Below are 15,098 nucleotides of genomic sequence, written 5' to 3' on the forward strand. Positions count from 1 at the left end.
ACCGCCCGCGGTTAATAAAGGCGCACAGCAGTTTACGAGGCAGAGGTCACGCGGTAGACGTCGTAGACGCCTTCCACGTTACGAACCACGTTGAGAACATGACCCAAGTGCTTCGGGTCGCCCATCTCGAAGGTGAACTTGCTGATCGCCACCCGGTCGCCGGACGTGGTGACCGAGGCCGACAGGATGTTCACCTTCTCGTCTGCCAACGCCTTGGTGACGTCGGAAAGCAACCGATGACGATCGAGTGCCTCGATCTGGATCGCGACCAGGAACACCGATGTCGCTGACGGTGCCCATTCGACGTCGATGATTCGCTCCGACTGATCGTGGAGCGAGTTGGCGTTGGTGCAGTCGGTACGGTGCACGCTGACCGCGCCGCCACGCGTGACGAAGCCCAGAATCGAATCGCCCGGTACCGGCGTGCAACACTTCGCGAGTTTTGCCACCGTGCCCGGTGCTCCGGGAACCAGAATTCCGGAGTCACCCGTACTGCGGGTGCGCACCGGCATGGTCGACGGCGTCGAACGCTCGGCCAGTTCCTCCTCGACGGCGCCGACGCCGCCCAGATGAGCAACCAGTCGCTGCACGACGTGGTGCGCCGACACCTGACTCTCGCCTACGGCCGTGTACAACGCCGAGACGTCGGGATAGCGAAGTTCGTGCGCGATCGTGCTCATCGATTCGGCATTCATCAACCGCTGCAACGGAAGTCCCACACGGCGGACCTCCTTCGCGATCTGATCCTTGCCGGACTCGAGCGCCTCCTCGCGGCGTTCCTTCGCGAACCACTGACGGATCTTCGCCTTGGCACGCGGCGAGACGACAAACGTTTGCCAATCACGGCTCGGCCCGGCGGTGGCAGCCTTCGACGTGAAGACCTCCACCACTTCGCCGTTTTCGAGAGTTCGTTCCAGCGCGACCAGTCGGCCGTTGACCCTGGCACCGATGCATCGGTGCCCGACCTCGGTGTGCACCGCATACGCGAAATCGACGGGGGTCGATCCGGCAGGCAACGTGATGACGTCGCCCTTCGGTGTGAAGACGAAGATCTCCTTGACCGCGAGGTCGTAACGCAACGATTCGAGGAACTCCCCCGGATCGGCCGCTTCACGTTGCCAGTCGAGTAGCTGACGCATCCACGCCATGTCGTCGACCTCGGCGATGTCGCCCGCGTGCTTGCCCTTGGTCTCCTTGTACCGCCAGTGCGCGGCGATACCGAACTCGGCGGTCCGGTGCATGTCCTGGGTCCGGATCTGGACCTCCAGGGGCTTGCCTTCCGGTCCCACGACGGTGGTGTGCAGCGACTGGTAGACGCCGTAGCGCGGCTGTGCGATGTAGTCCTTGAAGCGTCCGGCCATCGGCTGCCACAGCGAGTGGACAACACCGACCGCGGCGTAACAGTCACGCACCTCTTCGCACAGAATGCGCACGCCGACCAGATCGTGGATGTCGTCGAAATCGCGGCCCTTGACGATCATCTTCTGATAGATCGACCAGTAATGCTTGGGCCGGCCTTCGACGATGGCGTTGATCCGCGAGGCGGACAGAGTCGAGTTGATCTCGGCGCGAACCTTGGCCAGATAAGTGTCTCGAGAGGGCGCGCGATCGGCGACCAGTCGAACGATCTCGTCGTACTTCTTCGGGTGCAGGATCGCGAACGAAAGGTCCTCGAGTTCCCACTTGACGGTCGCCATTCCGAGCCGATGCGCAAGTGGTGCAATGACTTCGAGAGTCTCACGCGCCTTACGTGCCTGCTTTTCGGGCGGCAGGAATCGCATCGTGCGCATGTTGTGCAGACGATCCGCAACCTTGATCACGAGCACGCGCGGGTCCCGCGCCATCGCGATGATCATCTTGCGGATGGTTTCGCCCTCGGCTGCGGTGCCCAGAACGACCTTGTCGAGTTTGGTGACTCCGTCGACGAGATGAGCGACCTCGTCACCGAAGTCCTTGGTCAACTCTTCGAGTGAGTAACCGGTGTCCTCGACGGTGTCGTGCAGAAGGGCTGCGACGAGGGTAGTGGTGTCCATACCCAACTCGGCCAGAATGCTTGCGACGGCCAACGGATGCGTGATGTACGGATCGCCGGACTTGCGCCGCTGGCTCGAATGTCTGTCCTCGGCGACGTCGTACGCACGCTGGAGCAGCGCGAGGTCGGCCTTCGGATACAGCTCACGGTGGAGGCTGACCAACGGCTCGAGCACCGGGCGGATGGTGGCGTTGCGCTGACCGGTGATGCGTCGAGCAAGCCGAGCGCGCACCCTACGGGAGGCGGAAGCGGGCACGGCCAGATTCTGCCCACCCCGATTGCCGGTAGTTTGCGCAGATCCCGAATCGTCGGGCACCGCGGACTTCGATGGTGTCGTCTCCGGAGCCGGAACTACACCCGTCTCCTGCGACACTGCACCCGAGTTCTGTGATCGATCAAGATTCGACGTCATGTCGCCACCTCCTACCACCGAGTTGGTTGAGGCAACCGCCCTGCATCGGGTAATTGCCCTGGAGGTCTAACTCGACCCCCAGGAGACAACTTTAATACTCAGACCTTCACCAGTGATGTCAGTGGGTACTTCAAGAAGCGATCTCGACCGCGCAGTTCCTCGATCTCGAGCACCACTGCGACGCCGACGACGTTCGCTCCACCCAACTCGACCAACTGTACCGCCGCCTCGAGTGTCCCTCCGGTAGCCAGAACGTCGTCGATCACCAGAACATTCCGCCCGGTGAGATCGAAGCCGTTTGCGGGAATCTCGAGAGTCGAGGATCCGTACTCGAGGCTGTACGAACGAGAGAGCACCGGCGGCGGCAGTTTGCCGACCTTCCGCACGGCAACGACTCCCGCACCCATCTTCGCGGCCGCACCGGCACCGAGCAGGAAACCGCGAGCATCGACGGCGGCGATCGTGTCGGCGTCCGGAGCACAGGCGACAAGGGCATCGAGCACGGCCCCGAACCCCTCGGCGTCGGCGAACACCGGAGTCAGATCGGCGAACCGAACACCGGGACCGGGAAAGTTGTCCGCCCAGCGGGTCAGCCGAACAACGGCGTCCCCGGCAGCCCGGTGGATTGCGATCAATTCTTCAGTCGTGTGCAAGGCAACACCATTCGAGACGCTCATCTGCGTAGTACCCATCTGTCCATGTTCCAGCCGGTAGCGGCCCGAGTCGGATTGACCAACACTGCCGACATGCCTGGAGCTACAGCGACAGTTCGTAGTTGATTGAACAGTGGAATCGTAGGCACCTGGGTCCACAGGATGTTCTCCGCCTCCACCGAGAGTCCCAATTGCGCACTCGTGCTCGCATCCACGTTCAACTGATCGATGATCTGATCGATCCTGGCATTTCCGTACGTACCGAGGTTTGCGCCGTTGCCCGATCGCAGCGCTCCGCGCGCGTCGATCATGCTCGCTGTTCCGCCTGCGCCGACTTTGCCTGCCATGCCGGAGAGCACGGCGTCGACTCCCCCACTCTGCAGACTCGCGGGATCGAAGCTGTCGCTACTTGCGTCCTCGACCGTGATTCCCGCCGGAGCACACGCGGCTTTCGCTTCGGAGACGATCTGCGCCCGCACCGGGTCCGGTGCGAGGTACCCGACCCGGACGGTCAACTGGTCGAGGTCGGCTTCCGACAACGACGTCTTCGCAGCCTCGATGTCGGCATTGGCGTACCGATCACCGTCGACCGCAGCGGCGTCGCTGTAAACGAGTGAATCCGGCGCCATCAGTCGCGAATCGACCACGCCGGAACCCAAACCCGCCTGCGGCGCATTCTCCGTCTGCCCGAACTTCTCGAACAAAGTCGTACGCGGAACACAATGCGCGAACGCTCGACGGGCGGCTTCGTCGCCCAGCGAACCAGAGGTCGCGAGAACGAACTGCTCGATCGACCGCGACGGAATCTGTTGGACGTCGAACCCGGACGGAGTACCGAGTTCGCCAGCCGAGCCGGAAGCGACGTCGACGACCTCGATCGAGTTCTTGTCGAGATCCTCGGTCAGATTCACACCACGTGGCCAGACGACGATGCGATCGGTCGCCGGCTTGTTGCCCCACCACCGCTCGTTCGCGACCAGCACCAGGCCGTCGTCGGTACTGTACGAGTCGATTCGATACGGACCAGCGGAGGGCAGTACGGAGGTGTCCACCTGACCTGGAGTCAGGTTCCACCCGGTGTTCCAGAAGTCCGCGATCTTCGACAACGCTTCGGTGTCACCGGCATTCACCGCGCTCACCACGTCGCTGACACCCGTGCGCTGCGTCACGACGTGTGAAGGCATCAACGCAGTCGCACCGAACAACGACCGCCAATCGGTGAACGATCGCCCGGGTTTGAAGAACACCGTCGCGTCCTTCGCCCCGCTCTGGCAGTCGATCCGGTCGATGTCCGCGTATCCGAGATTGTTCGCCGTGTCGAACATGGGCTTCACGGCACCATCGACGTCTTCGGTGAACTTGCCACTCGACGCCGCCCAGGTGAGGACGAGATCGTCACAGGACATCGGAATCCCGTCGGAGTACACGGACGCCGGATTGAGCTTGTACGAGACCGTGAGCACGTCACCGGGCAACTCCGACGCCGTTCCGATGTCGGTGTCGGAGACAGGTGCTCCGGCCGGGCCGGTGAACGTGAAGCCGGGAAGCACCCGGCCGAACGCGGCCATCGCCCCGGACACCGATCCAGCTGTCGTGTTGGCGTTGTACGTGGAGATGGAGTTGTCGATGGCATATCCGATGGACGGAACCTGCTCGGCGCTTTCCGAGCAGGCCGCCAACGAACCCGCAGCCACAGCGGTGGCCGCAACGAACGTCATCGATCGAACCAGTGTGCGTGTTCTTGGGAGCATGTTCAGTGCCCCTTCTTGTTTCGCTTTCCGGTCGGCCGCGCACCCGGCTGCGGAGCAACCGGCGCACGGCGTGCAACTGGTGCGCCGACGGCAACCGTCTGCGTACCCTTCTCGGCCAGCGTAGCCCGGCGCGAGAGCACCTTACGAGTGTGCGCGGCAACGGGTCCCCAGCGTTCCTTCATCGACACCAGGAGCGGCGTCGCGAAGAAGATCGAGGAGTACGCACCCACGATGATGCCGACGAGCTGAACGAGCGCAAGGTCCTTGAGTGTGCCGACGCCGAGCATCCAGACCGCGACGACCATCAGAGCGATCACCGGGAGCACACTGATGACGGTCGTGTTGATCGATCGCATCAAGGTCTGATTCACCGCGAGGTTGGCCTGCTCGCCGTACGTCCGGCGCGTCAGATGCAGAACACCGCGGGTGTTCTCTTCGACCTTGTCGAACACCACCACGGTGTCGTACAGCGAGAAGCCGAGAATGGTGAGCAAACCGATCACCGTCGCGGGCGTCACCTCGAAACCGACGAGCGAGTAGACGCCGGCAGTGACGATGATGTCGAAGAACAACGCAACGATCGCAGCTACCGCCATGTCCCGCTCGAAGCGGATGGCGATGTAGATACTCACGATCACCAGGAACACAATCAGCGCGATCAGCGCCTTCTTGGTGATCTGGCCGCCCCAGGTTTCACTCACGTCCGCAAAACTGATGGCTTGCGCCGACGGGTTCCCGTTCTTGTCCTTGGGCTGGAACTCGTCGAAGAGAGCCGACTGAAGATCGTTGATCTGCGTCGCGTTCAACGTCTCCGACCGGATCTGCACGGTTGCGCTGGCACCCGAGCCGACTGTCTGCACGCTGACCGGTTCGAACCCGAGTGTGTCGGAGTAGACGGTTTCCACCGCCGACGTCTCGACTCCGCCCTCGGCCGGGAACTGAATGCGTGATCCGCCTTCGAAATCGATACCGAAGGTGAAGCCGCGCAGGATGATGCTCAGCAGCGCAATGGCGACCAGAGCGCCGGTCAGTCCGTAGTAGAAGCGACGCTTGCCGACGACCTCGAACGCACCCGTTCCGGTGTACAACCGCGAGAGCCAGCTGTGCTTGGGCATCGCGCCCTGATCGACGCCTGAGTCGGTGATCTCCGACCGGGCCGCCGCATCGGCGGACTCGGCGGCGGAACTGTTGGTGGACCCCACCGGGGAGTTGTTGGACTCGCTCATGCTCGTGTCTCCTTAGCCGACGCAGCGGCGGCAACCTTACGTTCGCGGGCAACCTCTTGCACTGCGCCGAGACCGTTGACGCTGGGCTTGGACCAGAACGCCGAACGGGACGCCATGCTGACCAGTGGCCACGTCACGAGGAACACGACAATCACGTCGAGAATGGTCGTCAGACCCAAGGTGAAGGCGAAGCCTCGCACCTGTCCGACCGCCAGCACGTACAGAACTGCAGCGGCGATGAAGCTCACCGCGTTGCCGGAAAGAATTGTTCGGCGTGCTCTTGCCCAACCGCGTGGCACCGCCGAGCGGAAGCTACGGCCCTCACGCATTTCGTCCTTGATGCGTTCGAAGAACACGACGAACGAGTCGGCGGTCATACCGATACCGATGATCAGACCAGCCATGCCGGCCAAGTCGAGCGTGAAGCCGATGTATCTGCCGAGCAGAACCATGATCGCGTAGACCATGACTCCGGAGAGAATCAGCGACAACGCCGTCAGGACGCCGAGCATGCGGTAGTAGACGAGGCAGTACAGCAGAACGAGAACGAGACCGACCGCGCCGGCGATCAATGCCGCCTGCAGTGAGGCCAGGCCGAGCGTGGCCGAGACCGTCTCGGCCTCAGAGGCTGCGAACGAGAGCGGAAGCGAACCGTACTTCAGTGTGTTGGCAAGTTCTTTGGCACTCTCGGCAGTGAAACTGCCCGTGATCGAGGTGGCGCTACCCGCAGGCGTTGCACCTTGAATCGTGGGAGCGCTGACGACCTTCGAGTCGAGCGTGAACGCTGCCTGCTTGCCGATGTTGGCTGAGGTGAACTCGGCCCAGGTGTTGCTGCCGGTCGTCTTGAACGAGAGGCTGATCTCGTGGCGCGACTGCTGCGAGTTGAAGACCGAAGACGCGTCGGCAATCTCCTGGCCGTCGATGATCGAAGGACCGAGGAGATAGATGTTCAGTCCGTCTTGCGAGCACGCGACCAGCGGCAGGGTCGGGTCGTCGTTTCCACGGAGCGGATCCGCGACGGAGCAGTCGAGGTTCGCCACTGCTTGCTGCTGCACTGTCGGATCGCTGCTCTGCCGGAGGGCGCGCGCTGCGGCGATTTCCGCTGCTGCTGCGTCGCCTTCGTCGGTGCCGTCGCTCGGAGCGTCCCCGGTGGGGGCCGGAGTCGTTGTCTGCGGCGCGGGCGTTGCTTCGGGAGTAGTCGGGTCCTGAGCCAGGAACGGACGGTTCTGCGGCGTCTGCGTCCCGTCAGCGGGTGCTTCGGGGGCCGGTGCATCAGTGGCCGGAGTTTCGGCCGCCGGCGCCTCAGGCGTAGCTGTCCGATTCGCGTCACGGGTGGCGACGTCGATCGAACCCGTCACCGGGCGGATGTACAGACGAGCGGTCTGGCCGAGCGAGCGAGCCTGCGCACTGTCGTCGCCGGGAACGGTGATGACGAGGTTGTCACCGTCGACAACGACCTCGGAACCGGAAACGCCGAGACCGTTGACGCGGGTCTCGATGATTTCCTGAGCCTGCTTGAGACTGTCCTGACTGGGAGCGCTGCCGTCCGGGGTACGAGCGGTCAACGTGACGCGCGTTCCACCCTGCAGGTCGATGCCGAGTTTCGGCGTGGCCGACTTGTCTCCAGTGAAGAACACCAGGGCATACAGTGCCACTACCAGGACCCCGAAAAGGGCCAGGTAGCGGACCGGATGCACCGTTCCGGTGGAAGGTGCCACGATCTTTAAGTCTCCTCGGTAGGTGCAGAGCTTCAGTAAGTGCACGGCTCGGGTGGTCGACGACCACCCGAGCTGCGGCGTTCGAACTGCAACGATTGATCAACGGGGTGAACTGAGCTGCTGGTGTAAGAGCGGACAAGACAATCTGGACGTGTGTCCGAGTTCGCAACTCTAGAACACGTACCAGTTCGACGAAGTCAGGACTCCTTGGTGAGCCGGATTTCGGTATCGGCAGCAGACTCTTCGATCTCGGAAATCGAGTCGTCGTCGTACTCGTCGGTCTCGGTCGTCTCGACGACGCGCTCACGGATGACCAGACGCGACCAGGTGGTGATGACACCGTCCGCGATCTCGAGGTCCACGGTGTCGTCGTCCAGGGAAGCGATCGTGGCGTAGAGCCCGGCCGTGGTCTGCACCCGATCGCCGACCTGCAGCGAGTCCTGCATCTCGGAAGTCGCGGCCAAGGCCTTCTTCTGCTTGCGCATGCCCAGGAACATGGGCACCAGCAGTGCGAGGATCAAGAGGGGGAAAAGCAAACTCGACATGTGTTGATCAACCTCGGTTGTGTTGCACGTTTTACGCCGCGATGGTCCCGGATGGACCTACGCAATACACCAGTGTGCCATTAGTTGCTGAGGATTCCTGACAGATCGGCCGTTCAAGTAGGCCTTTCCAGTCGAAATTCACTCGCCGTTCGGATCGAACAACGTGGCCTGCGGTTCGTTGACACGAACCTCGATACCGCCCGCTGCGGCATCCGGCGGCGGTGTCATTCCGAGTTGAGTCCAGGCAGCGGCGGTAGCCACACGTCCTCGCGGCGTCCGGGCGATCATTCCGGCCCGGACCAGGAACGGCTCGCACACTTCTTCCACCGTCGACGGTTCCTCGCCGACGGCCACCGCAAGCGTCGACACGCCGACGGGCCCGCCGCCGAACGAACGCACCAAAGCACTCAGTACCGAACGGTCGAGACGGTCCAAGCCCAACTGGTCCACGTCGTAGACGGCCAAGGCCGCCTGAGCGACGTCCATGGTGACGATTCCGTCGGCGCGCACCTCGGCGAAGTCGCGAACCCGGCGCAGCAATCGGTTCGCGATACGCGGTGTCCCCCGCGAGCGTCGTGCGATTTCGGCACCGGCATCGACTTCGAGATCGACGCCCAGAATTCCGGCCGAACGCATCAGAATCTGTTGCAGCTCTTCGGGTTCGTAGAAATCCATGTGAGCGGTGAACCCGAAGCGGTCGCGCAACGGACCGGTCAGCGCACCCGACCGCGTAGTCGCACCGACCAGCGTGAACGGTGCAACCTCCAGAGGAATCGACGTGGCGCCCGGCCCCTTACCGACGACGACGTCGACACGGAAGTCTTCCATGGCCAGGTACAACATCTCCTCGGCCGGACGAGCGATTCGGTGAATCTCGTCGATGAACAACACGTCGCCCTCGACGAGGTTGCTCAGCATCGCAGCCAGGTCTCCGGCGCGTTCGAGCGCCGGTCCGGACGTCAACCGCAGAGAAGAGCCCAACTCCCCCGCGATGATCATCGCCATCGACGTCTTGCCGAGCCCGGGGGGACCGGACATCAGGATGTGATCAGGCGTGCTGCCGCGAAGTTTTGCTCCGGTGAGCACGAGCTGCAGTTGTTCGCGAACACGAGGTTGACCGATGAAGTCGTCGAGACTCTTGGGGCGCAGACTCGCTTCGACATCACCGTCTCCCGCCACCAATTCGGCAGAGACCTGCGACTCGTCGTCGAAATCGTCGATCGGGTCGAAGTTCATCGAGTCTTACCGAGCAGCGACAGAGCAGAACGCAGTGCGACCGACGTGGTGGCCTCGGGCGATTCCGCCAGAACCGAATCCGTGGCCTGCTCAGCCTGCTTGATCGGGAAGCCCAGACCTTCGAGAGCCTCGACGATCTGATCACGGATCGAGCTGCCGACGACGACACCGGACGCCGCGCCAGCCGTCGTCGCGACGGCGTCGACCTTGTCACGCAGTTCGACAACCATGCGCTCGGCGCCGCGTTTTCCGATACCGGGCACCCTCGTCAACGCCGTCAGGTTGCCTTCCGAGAGCGCCCGCCGCAACGCGTCCGGTTCGAGAACTGCGAGAGTTGCCATCGCCAGGCGCGGTCCGACTCCGGAAACCGTCTGCAGGAGGCTGAACAGGTCCTTCGACTCGGTATCGGAAAAACCGTACAGCGTCATCGAGTCTTCGCGAACGATCATCGTCGTGAACAGTCGCGCTTCGCTTCCCCGGTGCAGCGCACCGAGAGTCACCGGGGTGGCATTGACCCGATAGCCGACACCTGACGCTTCGATGACCGCGTGATCGAGCGCAATATCGAGTACCTCGCCGCGTACCGACGCGATCATCGTGAACCTGCCTTCTTCGTCTCGGCCAATTTTGCCTGATACTTACGCATTTGTTCAGCGGCCATCGCCTCGGCGCGGGCCATCCGCTCGATCATCGGTGCTCGCCAGCAGTGACAGATCGCCAGCGCCAGAGCGTCGGCAGCGTCAGCAGGTTTCGGCGCCGTCTTCAAATTCAGAATTCGCGTCACCATCGCAGTGACCTGCGCCTTGTCGGCGTTACCGCTGCCGGTGACGGCGGCCTTCACCTCGCTGGGCGTGTGGAAACACACCGGAATGCCGCGTCTGGCGGCGGCGAGCGCGACAACTCCGCCTGCTTGCGCCGTCCCCATCGCGGTACTGACGTTGTGCTGCGCGAACACGCGCTCGATCGCGACCACCTCCGGCTTGTACTGCTCGATCCACAGTTCAGCCGCATCGGAGATCCGCAGAAGCCGAGAACCAAGGTCCATCTCGGCCGGAGTCCGCACCACGTCGACCGCAATGGGGCGCACTTTCCTGCCGTTGCTCCCGTCGACCACTCCCAACCCGCAGCGAGTCAAGCCTGGGTCCACTCCGAGCACGCGCACTTGTCACACCTCTCCATACCGAACAGCTGTTCGATAGCTTAGCGGTGCGCGGGACTACTACCCCGCATCAACACGCAACCCGGCCCGGACGCGGACGTCAGGGCCGGGTTGAGTTGAAAAACAATCAGTCTTCGAGAGCCGCGAGAACCTCGTCGGACAGATCGATGTTGGTGTAGACGTTCTGCACGTCGTCAGAATCTTCGAGCGCGTCGACGAGCTTGAAGATCTTGCGTGCGCCGTCGACATCCAAGGGAACCTCGACGGAAGCGCGGAAATCGGCTTCAGCGGAGTCGTAGTCGATGCCGGCTTCCTGAAGGGCCGAACGTACGGCAACCAGATCCTGTGGCTCACTGACGATTTCGAAGGTTTCACCGAGATCGGTGACTTCCTCGGCACCGGCGTCGAGCACAGCCATCAGGACGTCGTCCTCCGACTGGCCGTTCTTCTCGAGTGTGACGACACCCTTGCGAGCAAACAGGTAAGAGACGGAACCCGGGTCAGCGAGGTTGCCACCGTTACGGGTCATCGCGGTGCGAACTTCACCGGCTGCGCGGTTGCGGTTGTCGGTGAGGCACTCGATCAGAACGGCGACGCCGTTGGGTCCGTAGCCCTCGTACATGATGGTCTGCCAGTCTGCGCCGCCCGCTTCTTCACCGGCGCCGCGCTTGCGCGCACGCTCGATGTTGTCATTGGGAACAGACGTCTTCTTCGCCTTCTGGATGGCGTCGTACAAGGTGGGGTTGCCCGTGGGATCGCCACCGCCGGTTCGTGCCGCCACCTCGATGTTCTTGATCAGCTTCGCGAAGGATTTGCCACGACGTGCGTCGATCACAGCCTTCTTGTGCTTGGTGGTGGCCCATTTTGAGTGGCCGCTCATGCGATTCAAGCCCCTTTCCTGCTGCGTTGCGCACGCCGAATGCGCGTCTTTCAGCTCTGCCGATGTTACCCGTCCCACGTCACAACTCGCTGCATCCCCCGACACGAATTAGTCAAACCACGCATTGTTTGCATAGAATGCAAACATGTTGGTCCGAATAGATCACGCCTCCACAACTCCACTCGCGGAGCAGATTGCAGCCGGGGTTCGTGGCTCGGTCATCCGCGGTGAGATCGGACCAGGTGACCGCCTGCCGTCCGCTCGCGCTCTCGCCGAGTCGATCGACGTCAATCTCCACACGGTTCTTCGTGCGTACGCAACACTCCGCGACGAAGGCCTGATCGACCTCCGACGCGGACGTGGCGCCGTCATTCGCGCCGAATTCGACTCGGGAAGAACAGCTCTCAACGAATCTGCGCGCGAGTTCGTACGGCAGGCCCGAAATCTCGGACTCGACACTGCGCACATGCTCGACCTCATCAAGGAGACCAGCACACAATGACGACCAGCAAGATCCGACTCTGGACAGCAGCTTCGCTGACTCTGATCCCGACCCTGATCCTGGTTCTCGCACGCTTCGCGTGGGGTGACCGCCTACCCGAGACCGTCGCGAGCCATTGGTCCGGATCGACCCCGGACGGCTTCAGCACCACGACGACGTTTTTCGCCATCGCGCTGGTGATTTCTCTGGTGGCTGTCGTTTGCGCCTGTGTCGTCGCGGCCCGTTCGAGCGACAACGCGCCCTTGTTTCTCGCCGTAACCTCGATCTCGAGTGCGACACTGGCGACGATCTGGATTCTGAGCGTCGCCCTGACGATCGACGCCGGGTCGCCGGAAGCCGCGCGTATCGGCTGGTGGATTCTTGCGCCGATCGCGGCGGTACTCGTAGGAGTTCTGGCATACGCGCTGCCTGACCAGCAACGAAGCGGCCCGGAGTCGCCACTGCCGACCCCGACGCTCGACACTCCGCTGACGGCCTCCGAACGTGCAGTGTGGGTCGGGCAGGTCCGCAGCGTCTGGCCGTGGATCGTTACCGCCGGCCTCGTAGTTCTCGTGATCGCGACTGCCGCGTACTCGGATTGGTGGGTTGCCGTGATCCTGGGTGTGTCCACCCTCGCCGTCACAGCATTCGCGTCGGTCACCGTGCGCGTCGACCGTCACGGTGTCGGCATCAGTTCCTGGGGCGTTCGATGGAAGAAGATCCCCATCTCGAAGGTGAAGTCCGCATCGGTCGACGCGATACGTCCAGCCGAATGGGGCGGATGGGGTTACCGAATGACACCGCGCGGAACAGCCGTCACTCTCCGCTCGGGTGAGGCCATCGTGGTCACTCTCGAGAGCGGACGACTGTTCGCCGTAACCGTCGATCACCCGGAAGACGGTGTGAAGCTGATCAATTCGTTGGTTCAGGCTGGTTGATTCACGAACAACGTCAATTCACGAACAACACGGCAGCGGCATTGCCGGCGAGGTAGAAACCGGCAATGCCGAATACCCAACCCATTGCGCTGTCGCCGTAGCGAGACATCAGCGAGTCCACTCGGCGCAGCGGCTTGTCGAGGCGGTTGCCGGCCACGACCCGCCCGCACAACAGAAGCACTGCCGGAGTGGCCATGATCAGGCAGTATCCGGCAAGTATCGACGCAGACGCGACTGCGGGCAGCCCAGCAGCGGTGATCATCGCGATCGCCGCCAAGTAGGGCAACATCGTCACCAATTCGGCGGTTCCCGCAGCAATCGCGAGAAGTACAACACTTCTCGCGGAACTGGCCGAGCCGAGCACCCGCTCTCGCCAAACATGGGTTCGATCGGCCTGACCGGATGTGCGCCTCTTCTCGGAATCGAATCGAAAGCTCCACGCGAACAACGCGATACCGAGAATCAACTGCGCACCGCGGGCGGCGGGGGTTTCGAGCAGCGGGGCGACGACAGGCATGCCTGCCCGTGCCGTCGTCCAGACTGCCACCCCGACAACAAAATAGAACGTCGTGATGACCACCAGATACGTCAGCAGCCTGCGAACCTGCGGTCGTCCCGGCATCAACAACATCCAGACCGGGACGACCAATGTTCCGATGCTCGTACTGTCCAGCAGGGCGAGCCCGCCCAGCGTGGTGAGCAGGACGAGTTCCACGTCAGTCGTTTCGGCGCTCGGGTATCGCTGTCTCCCTCGTTCGGACTGCATTCACGATGTCGAAGGCACCGATGATCGCGAGGATCACGCCGAGTGGTCCGCCGCGAAACCAGAAGAACTCGGCGTCACGCGCGAACAGCCACAGACAGCCGCCACCGACGACCAAGAGAATGCCGATCATCAACTCGAAGCGAATTTTCATACGTCGAGCCTGTCTTCTCTCTCGAATCCGCACATCAGCCATCGGAACAACGCCGACCTCATCATTTGGTATGACAAGTCAGGCGCCCCGATGTGCTCTGATAAGTCTGTGGTGACCAGAAGTCGGAGTGTCGGCAAGTGGAACGATCCGCTCATCGCCTTCGGCCTGTTCGCGATCGGGGTACTCCTCTACCTGGTCGGCCTGTACCAAATGTGGACCGATGTCGGAGGTGTCGCCGACGTTCCCGCCGGGGTTCGGATCGGGATGCTGGCTCTGCTGTGTGCGATCGACTCGTTCCGGCGGGTGCGTCCGGCAACAGCTTTGGCGGCGGGGGCCGTCATCGTCGCGGTCGACGCTGCCCTGGGACCCACTCTGCCGATGTGGCTGGTCCTCTCGGATCTCACCTACGCCGCAGTTCTGTACGGGACGGCGCGGCTGGGCCGAGTGGTGTGTTCTCTGACCGCGGTGACGGTTGCCGCTCTCACCGCACTCGTCTACCTGTCCACCCAGGACGTCCGCGCTGCGGCTGGGGCAGGCGTGGTGACCGCTCTGTTCTTCGGTACACCGGTGTGGTGGGCACTGGTCATCCGTCGACAAGTCGAACTGACCGAGGCCGAACGCGAGCGTTCCAGAGTCCACGAAGCACTCGCCACTCTGGACCGCGAGGCCGCAGTCGCTCACGAACGAGCAACCATGGCGCGCGATCTGCACGACGTCATCGCAAGCCACCTCTCCGCCATCGCAATCCATTCGGAGGCGGCACTGTCCACCTCAGCTCTCTCCGGTGAACGGGGCCAACCCGACGACGGATTGAGGGAGATGATCGGAGCGATCAGATCGAGCAGTCTCGCGGGCCTTTCCGAGATGCGGTCGATGATCGAACTGCTCCACGCCGGGGACGACGAGACCCCGGACCCGCGTTCCTCTCCCCCGCGGCTGACCGAGTTGCCCGTCGTCCTGGACGCAGTTCGGGCAGCCGGCGCCGCCGTGCACGTTGCGATCGACATCGATACTGCCGACCTGCCGAGCGTGGTCGATCACACGGCGTACCGGATCACCCAGGAGGCGTTGACCAATGCGCTCAAGCATGCGCCTGGTGCACCGATCTCGATGTCGATCTCTCTCCAAGCACAATGCATTACAGATCGAG

The 15,098-nt window shown here is 62.8% G+C and carries 14 protein-coding genes and 1 pseudogene; 3 read left to right on the forward strand and 12 right to left on the reverse strand.

The genetic code is table 11. The annotated features are described in order from the left end of the window. Positions 1-32 precede the first annotated feature (32 nt). The 10 genes from QM609_RS13585 to QM609_RS13630 all read right to left on the reverse strand — a co-directional run bounded on the left by QM609_RS13585 (position 33) and on the right by QM609_RS13630 (position 11,612). Positions 33-2,444 (reverse strand): RelA/SpoT family protein, encoded by a 2,412-nt coding sequence (locus tag QM609_RS13585; protein ID WP_050656600.1) that lies wholly within the window; start codon positions 2,442-2,444, stop codon positions 33-35. 98 nt (positions 2,445-2,542) lie between these two features. Further along, positions 2,543-3,121, reverse strand: a complete 579-nt coding sequence (locus tag QM609_RS13590) for an adenine phosphoribosyltransferase (protein ID WP_007732962.1) — start codon at positions 3,119-3,121, stop codon at positions 2,543-2,545. Next, a complete protein-coding gene (locus QM609_RS13595; protein ID WP_003943316.1) occupies positions 3,118-4,848 on the reverse strand; it encodes an ABC transporter substrate-binding protein in 1,731 nt (576 codons plus the stop codon). Before QM609_RS13595 ends, QM609_RS13590 begins: the two co-directional genes overlap by 4 nt. Before the next feature lie 2 nt (positions 4,849-4,850). Further along, the gene (secF, locus tag QM609_RS13600; protein ID WP_007732958.1) at positions 4,851-6,074 is read right to left on the reverse strand and encodes a protein translocase subunit SecF; all 1,224 of its coding nucleotides are present in this window, start codon (positions 6,072-6,074) and stop codon (positions 4,851-4,853) included. Beyond that, the gene (gene secD, locus QM609_RS13605; protein ID WP_007732956.1) at positions 6,071-7,792 is read right to left on the reverse strand and encodes a protein translocase subunit SecD; all 1,722 of its coding nucleotides are present in this window, start codon (positions 7,790-7,792) and stop codon (positions 6,071-6,073) included. Before secD ends, secF begins: the two co-directional genes overlap by 4 nt. Before the next feature lie 197 nt (positions 7,793-7,989). Continuing rightward, positions 7,990-8,337 (reverse strand): preprotein translocase subunit YajC, encoded by a 348-nt coding sequence (gene yajC, locus QM609_RS13610; protein ID WP_003943339.1) that lies wholly within the window; start codon positions 8,335-8,337, stop codon positions 7,990-7,992. Between the two features lie 138 nt (positions 8,338-8,475). Then, positions 8,476-9,573, reverse strand: a complete 1,098-nt coding sequence (ruvB, locus tag QM609_RS13615; RefSeq protein WP_003943304.1) for a Holliday junction branch migration DNA helicase RuvB — start codon at positions 9,571-9,573, stop codon at positions 8,476-8,478. Further along, the gene (gene ruvA, locus QM609_RS13620; protein ID WP_007732953.1) at positions 9,570-10,169 is read right to left on the reverse strand and encodes a Holliday junction branch migration protein RuvA; all 600 of its coding nucleotides are present in this window, start codon (positions 10,167-10,169) and stop codon (positions 9,570-9,572) included. The genes ruvB and ruvA overlap by 4 nt, the downstream gene beginning before the upstream one ends. Then, complete coding sequence (ruvC, locus tag QM609_RS13625) at positions 10,166-10,735, reverse strand: crossover junction endodeoxyribonuclease RuvC (protein ID WP_003943325.1); 570 nt, start codon at positions 10,733-10,735, stop codon at positions 10,166-10,168. Before ruvC ends, ruvA begins: the two co-directional genes overlap by 4 nt. Before the next feature lie 124 nt (positions 10,736-10,859). Then, positions 10,860-11,612: a YebC/PmpR family DNA-binding transcriptional regulator gene (locus tag QM609_RS13630; RefSeq protein WP_007732951.1), complete on the reverse strand. Its 753-nt coding sequence runs from the start codon at positions 11,610-11,612 to the stop codon at positions 10,860-10,862. A 145-nt stretch (positions 11,613-11,757) separates the two neighbouring features. On the opposite strand from QM609_RS13630, the gene QM609_RS13635 reads away from it, so the two are divergent. Both QM609_RS13635 and QM609_RS13640 read left to right on the forward strand, forming a co-directional pair. Next, complete coding sequence (locus QM609_RS13635; RefSeq protein WP_003943322.1) at positions 11,758-12,114, forward strand: GntR family transcriptional regulator; 357 nt, start codon at positions 11,758-11,760, stop codon at positions 12,112-12,114. Continuing rightward, positions 12,111-13,031, forward strand: coding sequence for a hypothetical protein (locus QM609_RS13640; RefSeq protein WP_050656601.1), 921 nt, complete (start codon positions 12,111-12,113; stop codon positions 13,029-13,031). Before QM609_RS13635 ends, QM609_RS13640 begins: the two co-directional genes overlap by 4 nt. A 13-nt stretch (positions 13,032-13,044) precedes the next feature. Here QM609_RS13640 and QM609_RS13645 read toward each other — a convergent pair whose 3' ends face one another. Continuing rightward, positions 13,045-13,746 carry a GAP family protein gene (locus QM609_RS13645; RefSeq protein WP_050656602.1) on the reverse strand — a complete coding sequence of 234 codons (702 nt, stop codon included), beginning with the start codon at positions 13,744-13,746 and terminating at the stop codon, positions 13,045-13,047. A gap of 1 nt (position 13,747) precedes the next feature. Beyond that, positions 13,748-13,948 carry a hypothetical protein gene (locus QM609_RS13650; protein WP_003943331.1) on the reverse strand — a complete coding sequence of 67 codons (201 nt, stop codon included), beginning with the start codon at positions 13,946-13,948 and terminating at the stop codon, positions 13,748-13,750. 693 nt (positions 13,949-14,641) lie between these two features. On the opposite strand from QM609_RS13650, the pseudogene QM609_RS13655 reads away from it, so the two are divergent. Then, positions 14,642-14,785: pseudogene (locus QM609_RS13655) on the forward strand (histidine kinase); the annotation flags it as partial. Positions 14,786-15,098 lie beyond the last annotated feature (313 nt).

Origin of the sequence: Rhodococcus sp. IEGM 1302, from assembly GCF_030056935.1 — a bacterium.
GTDB lineage: Bacteria > Actinomycetota > Actinomycetes > Mycobacteriales > Mycobacteriaceae > Rhodococcus_F > Rhodococcus_F qingshengii.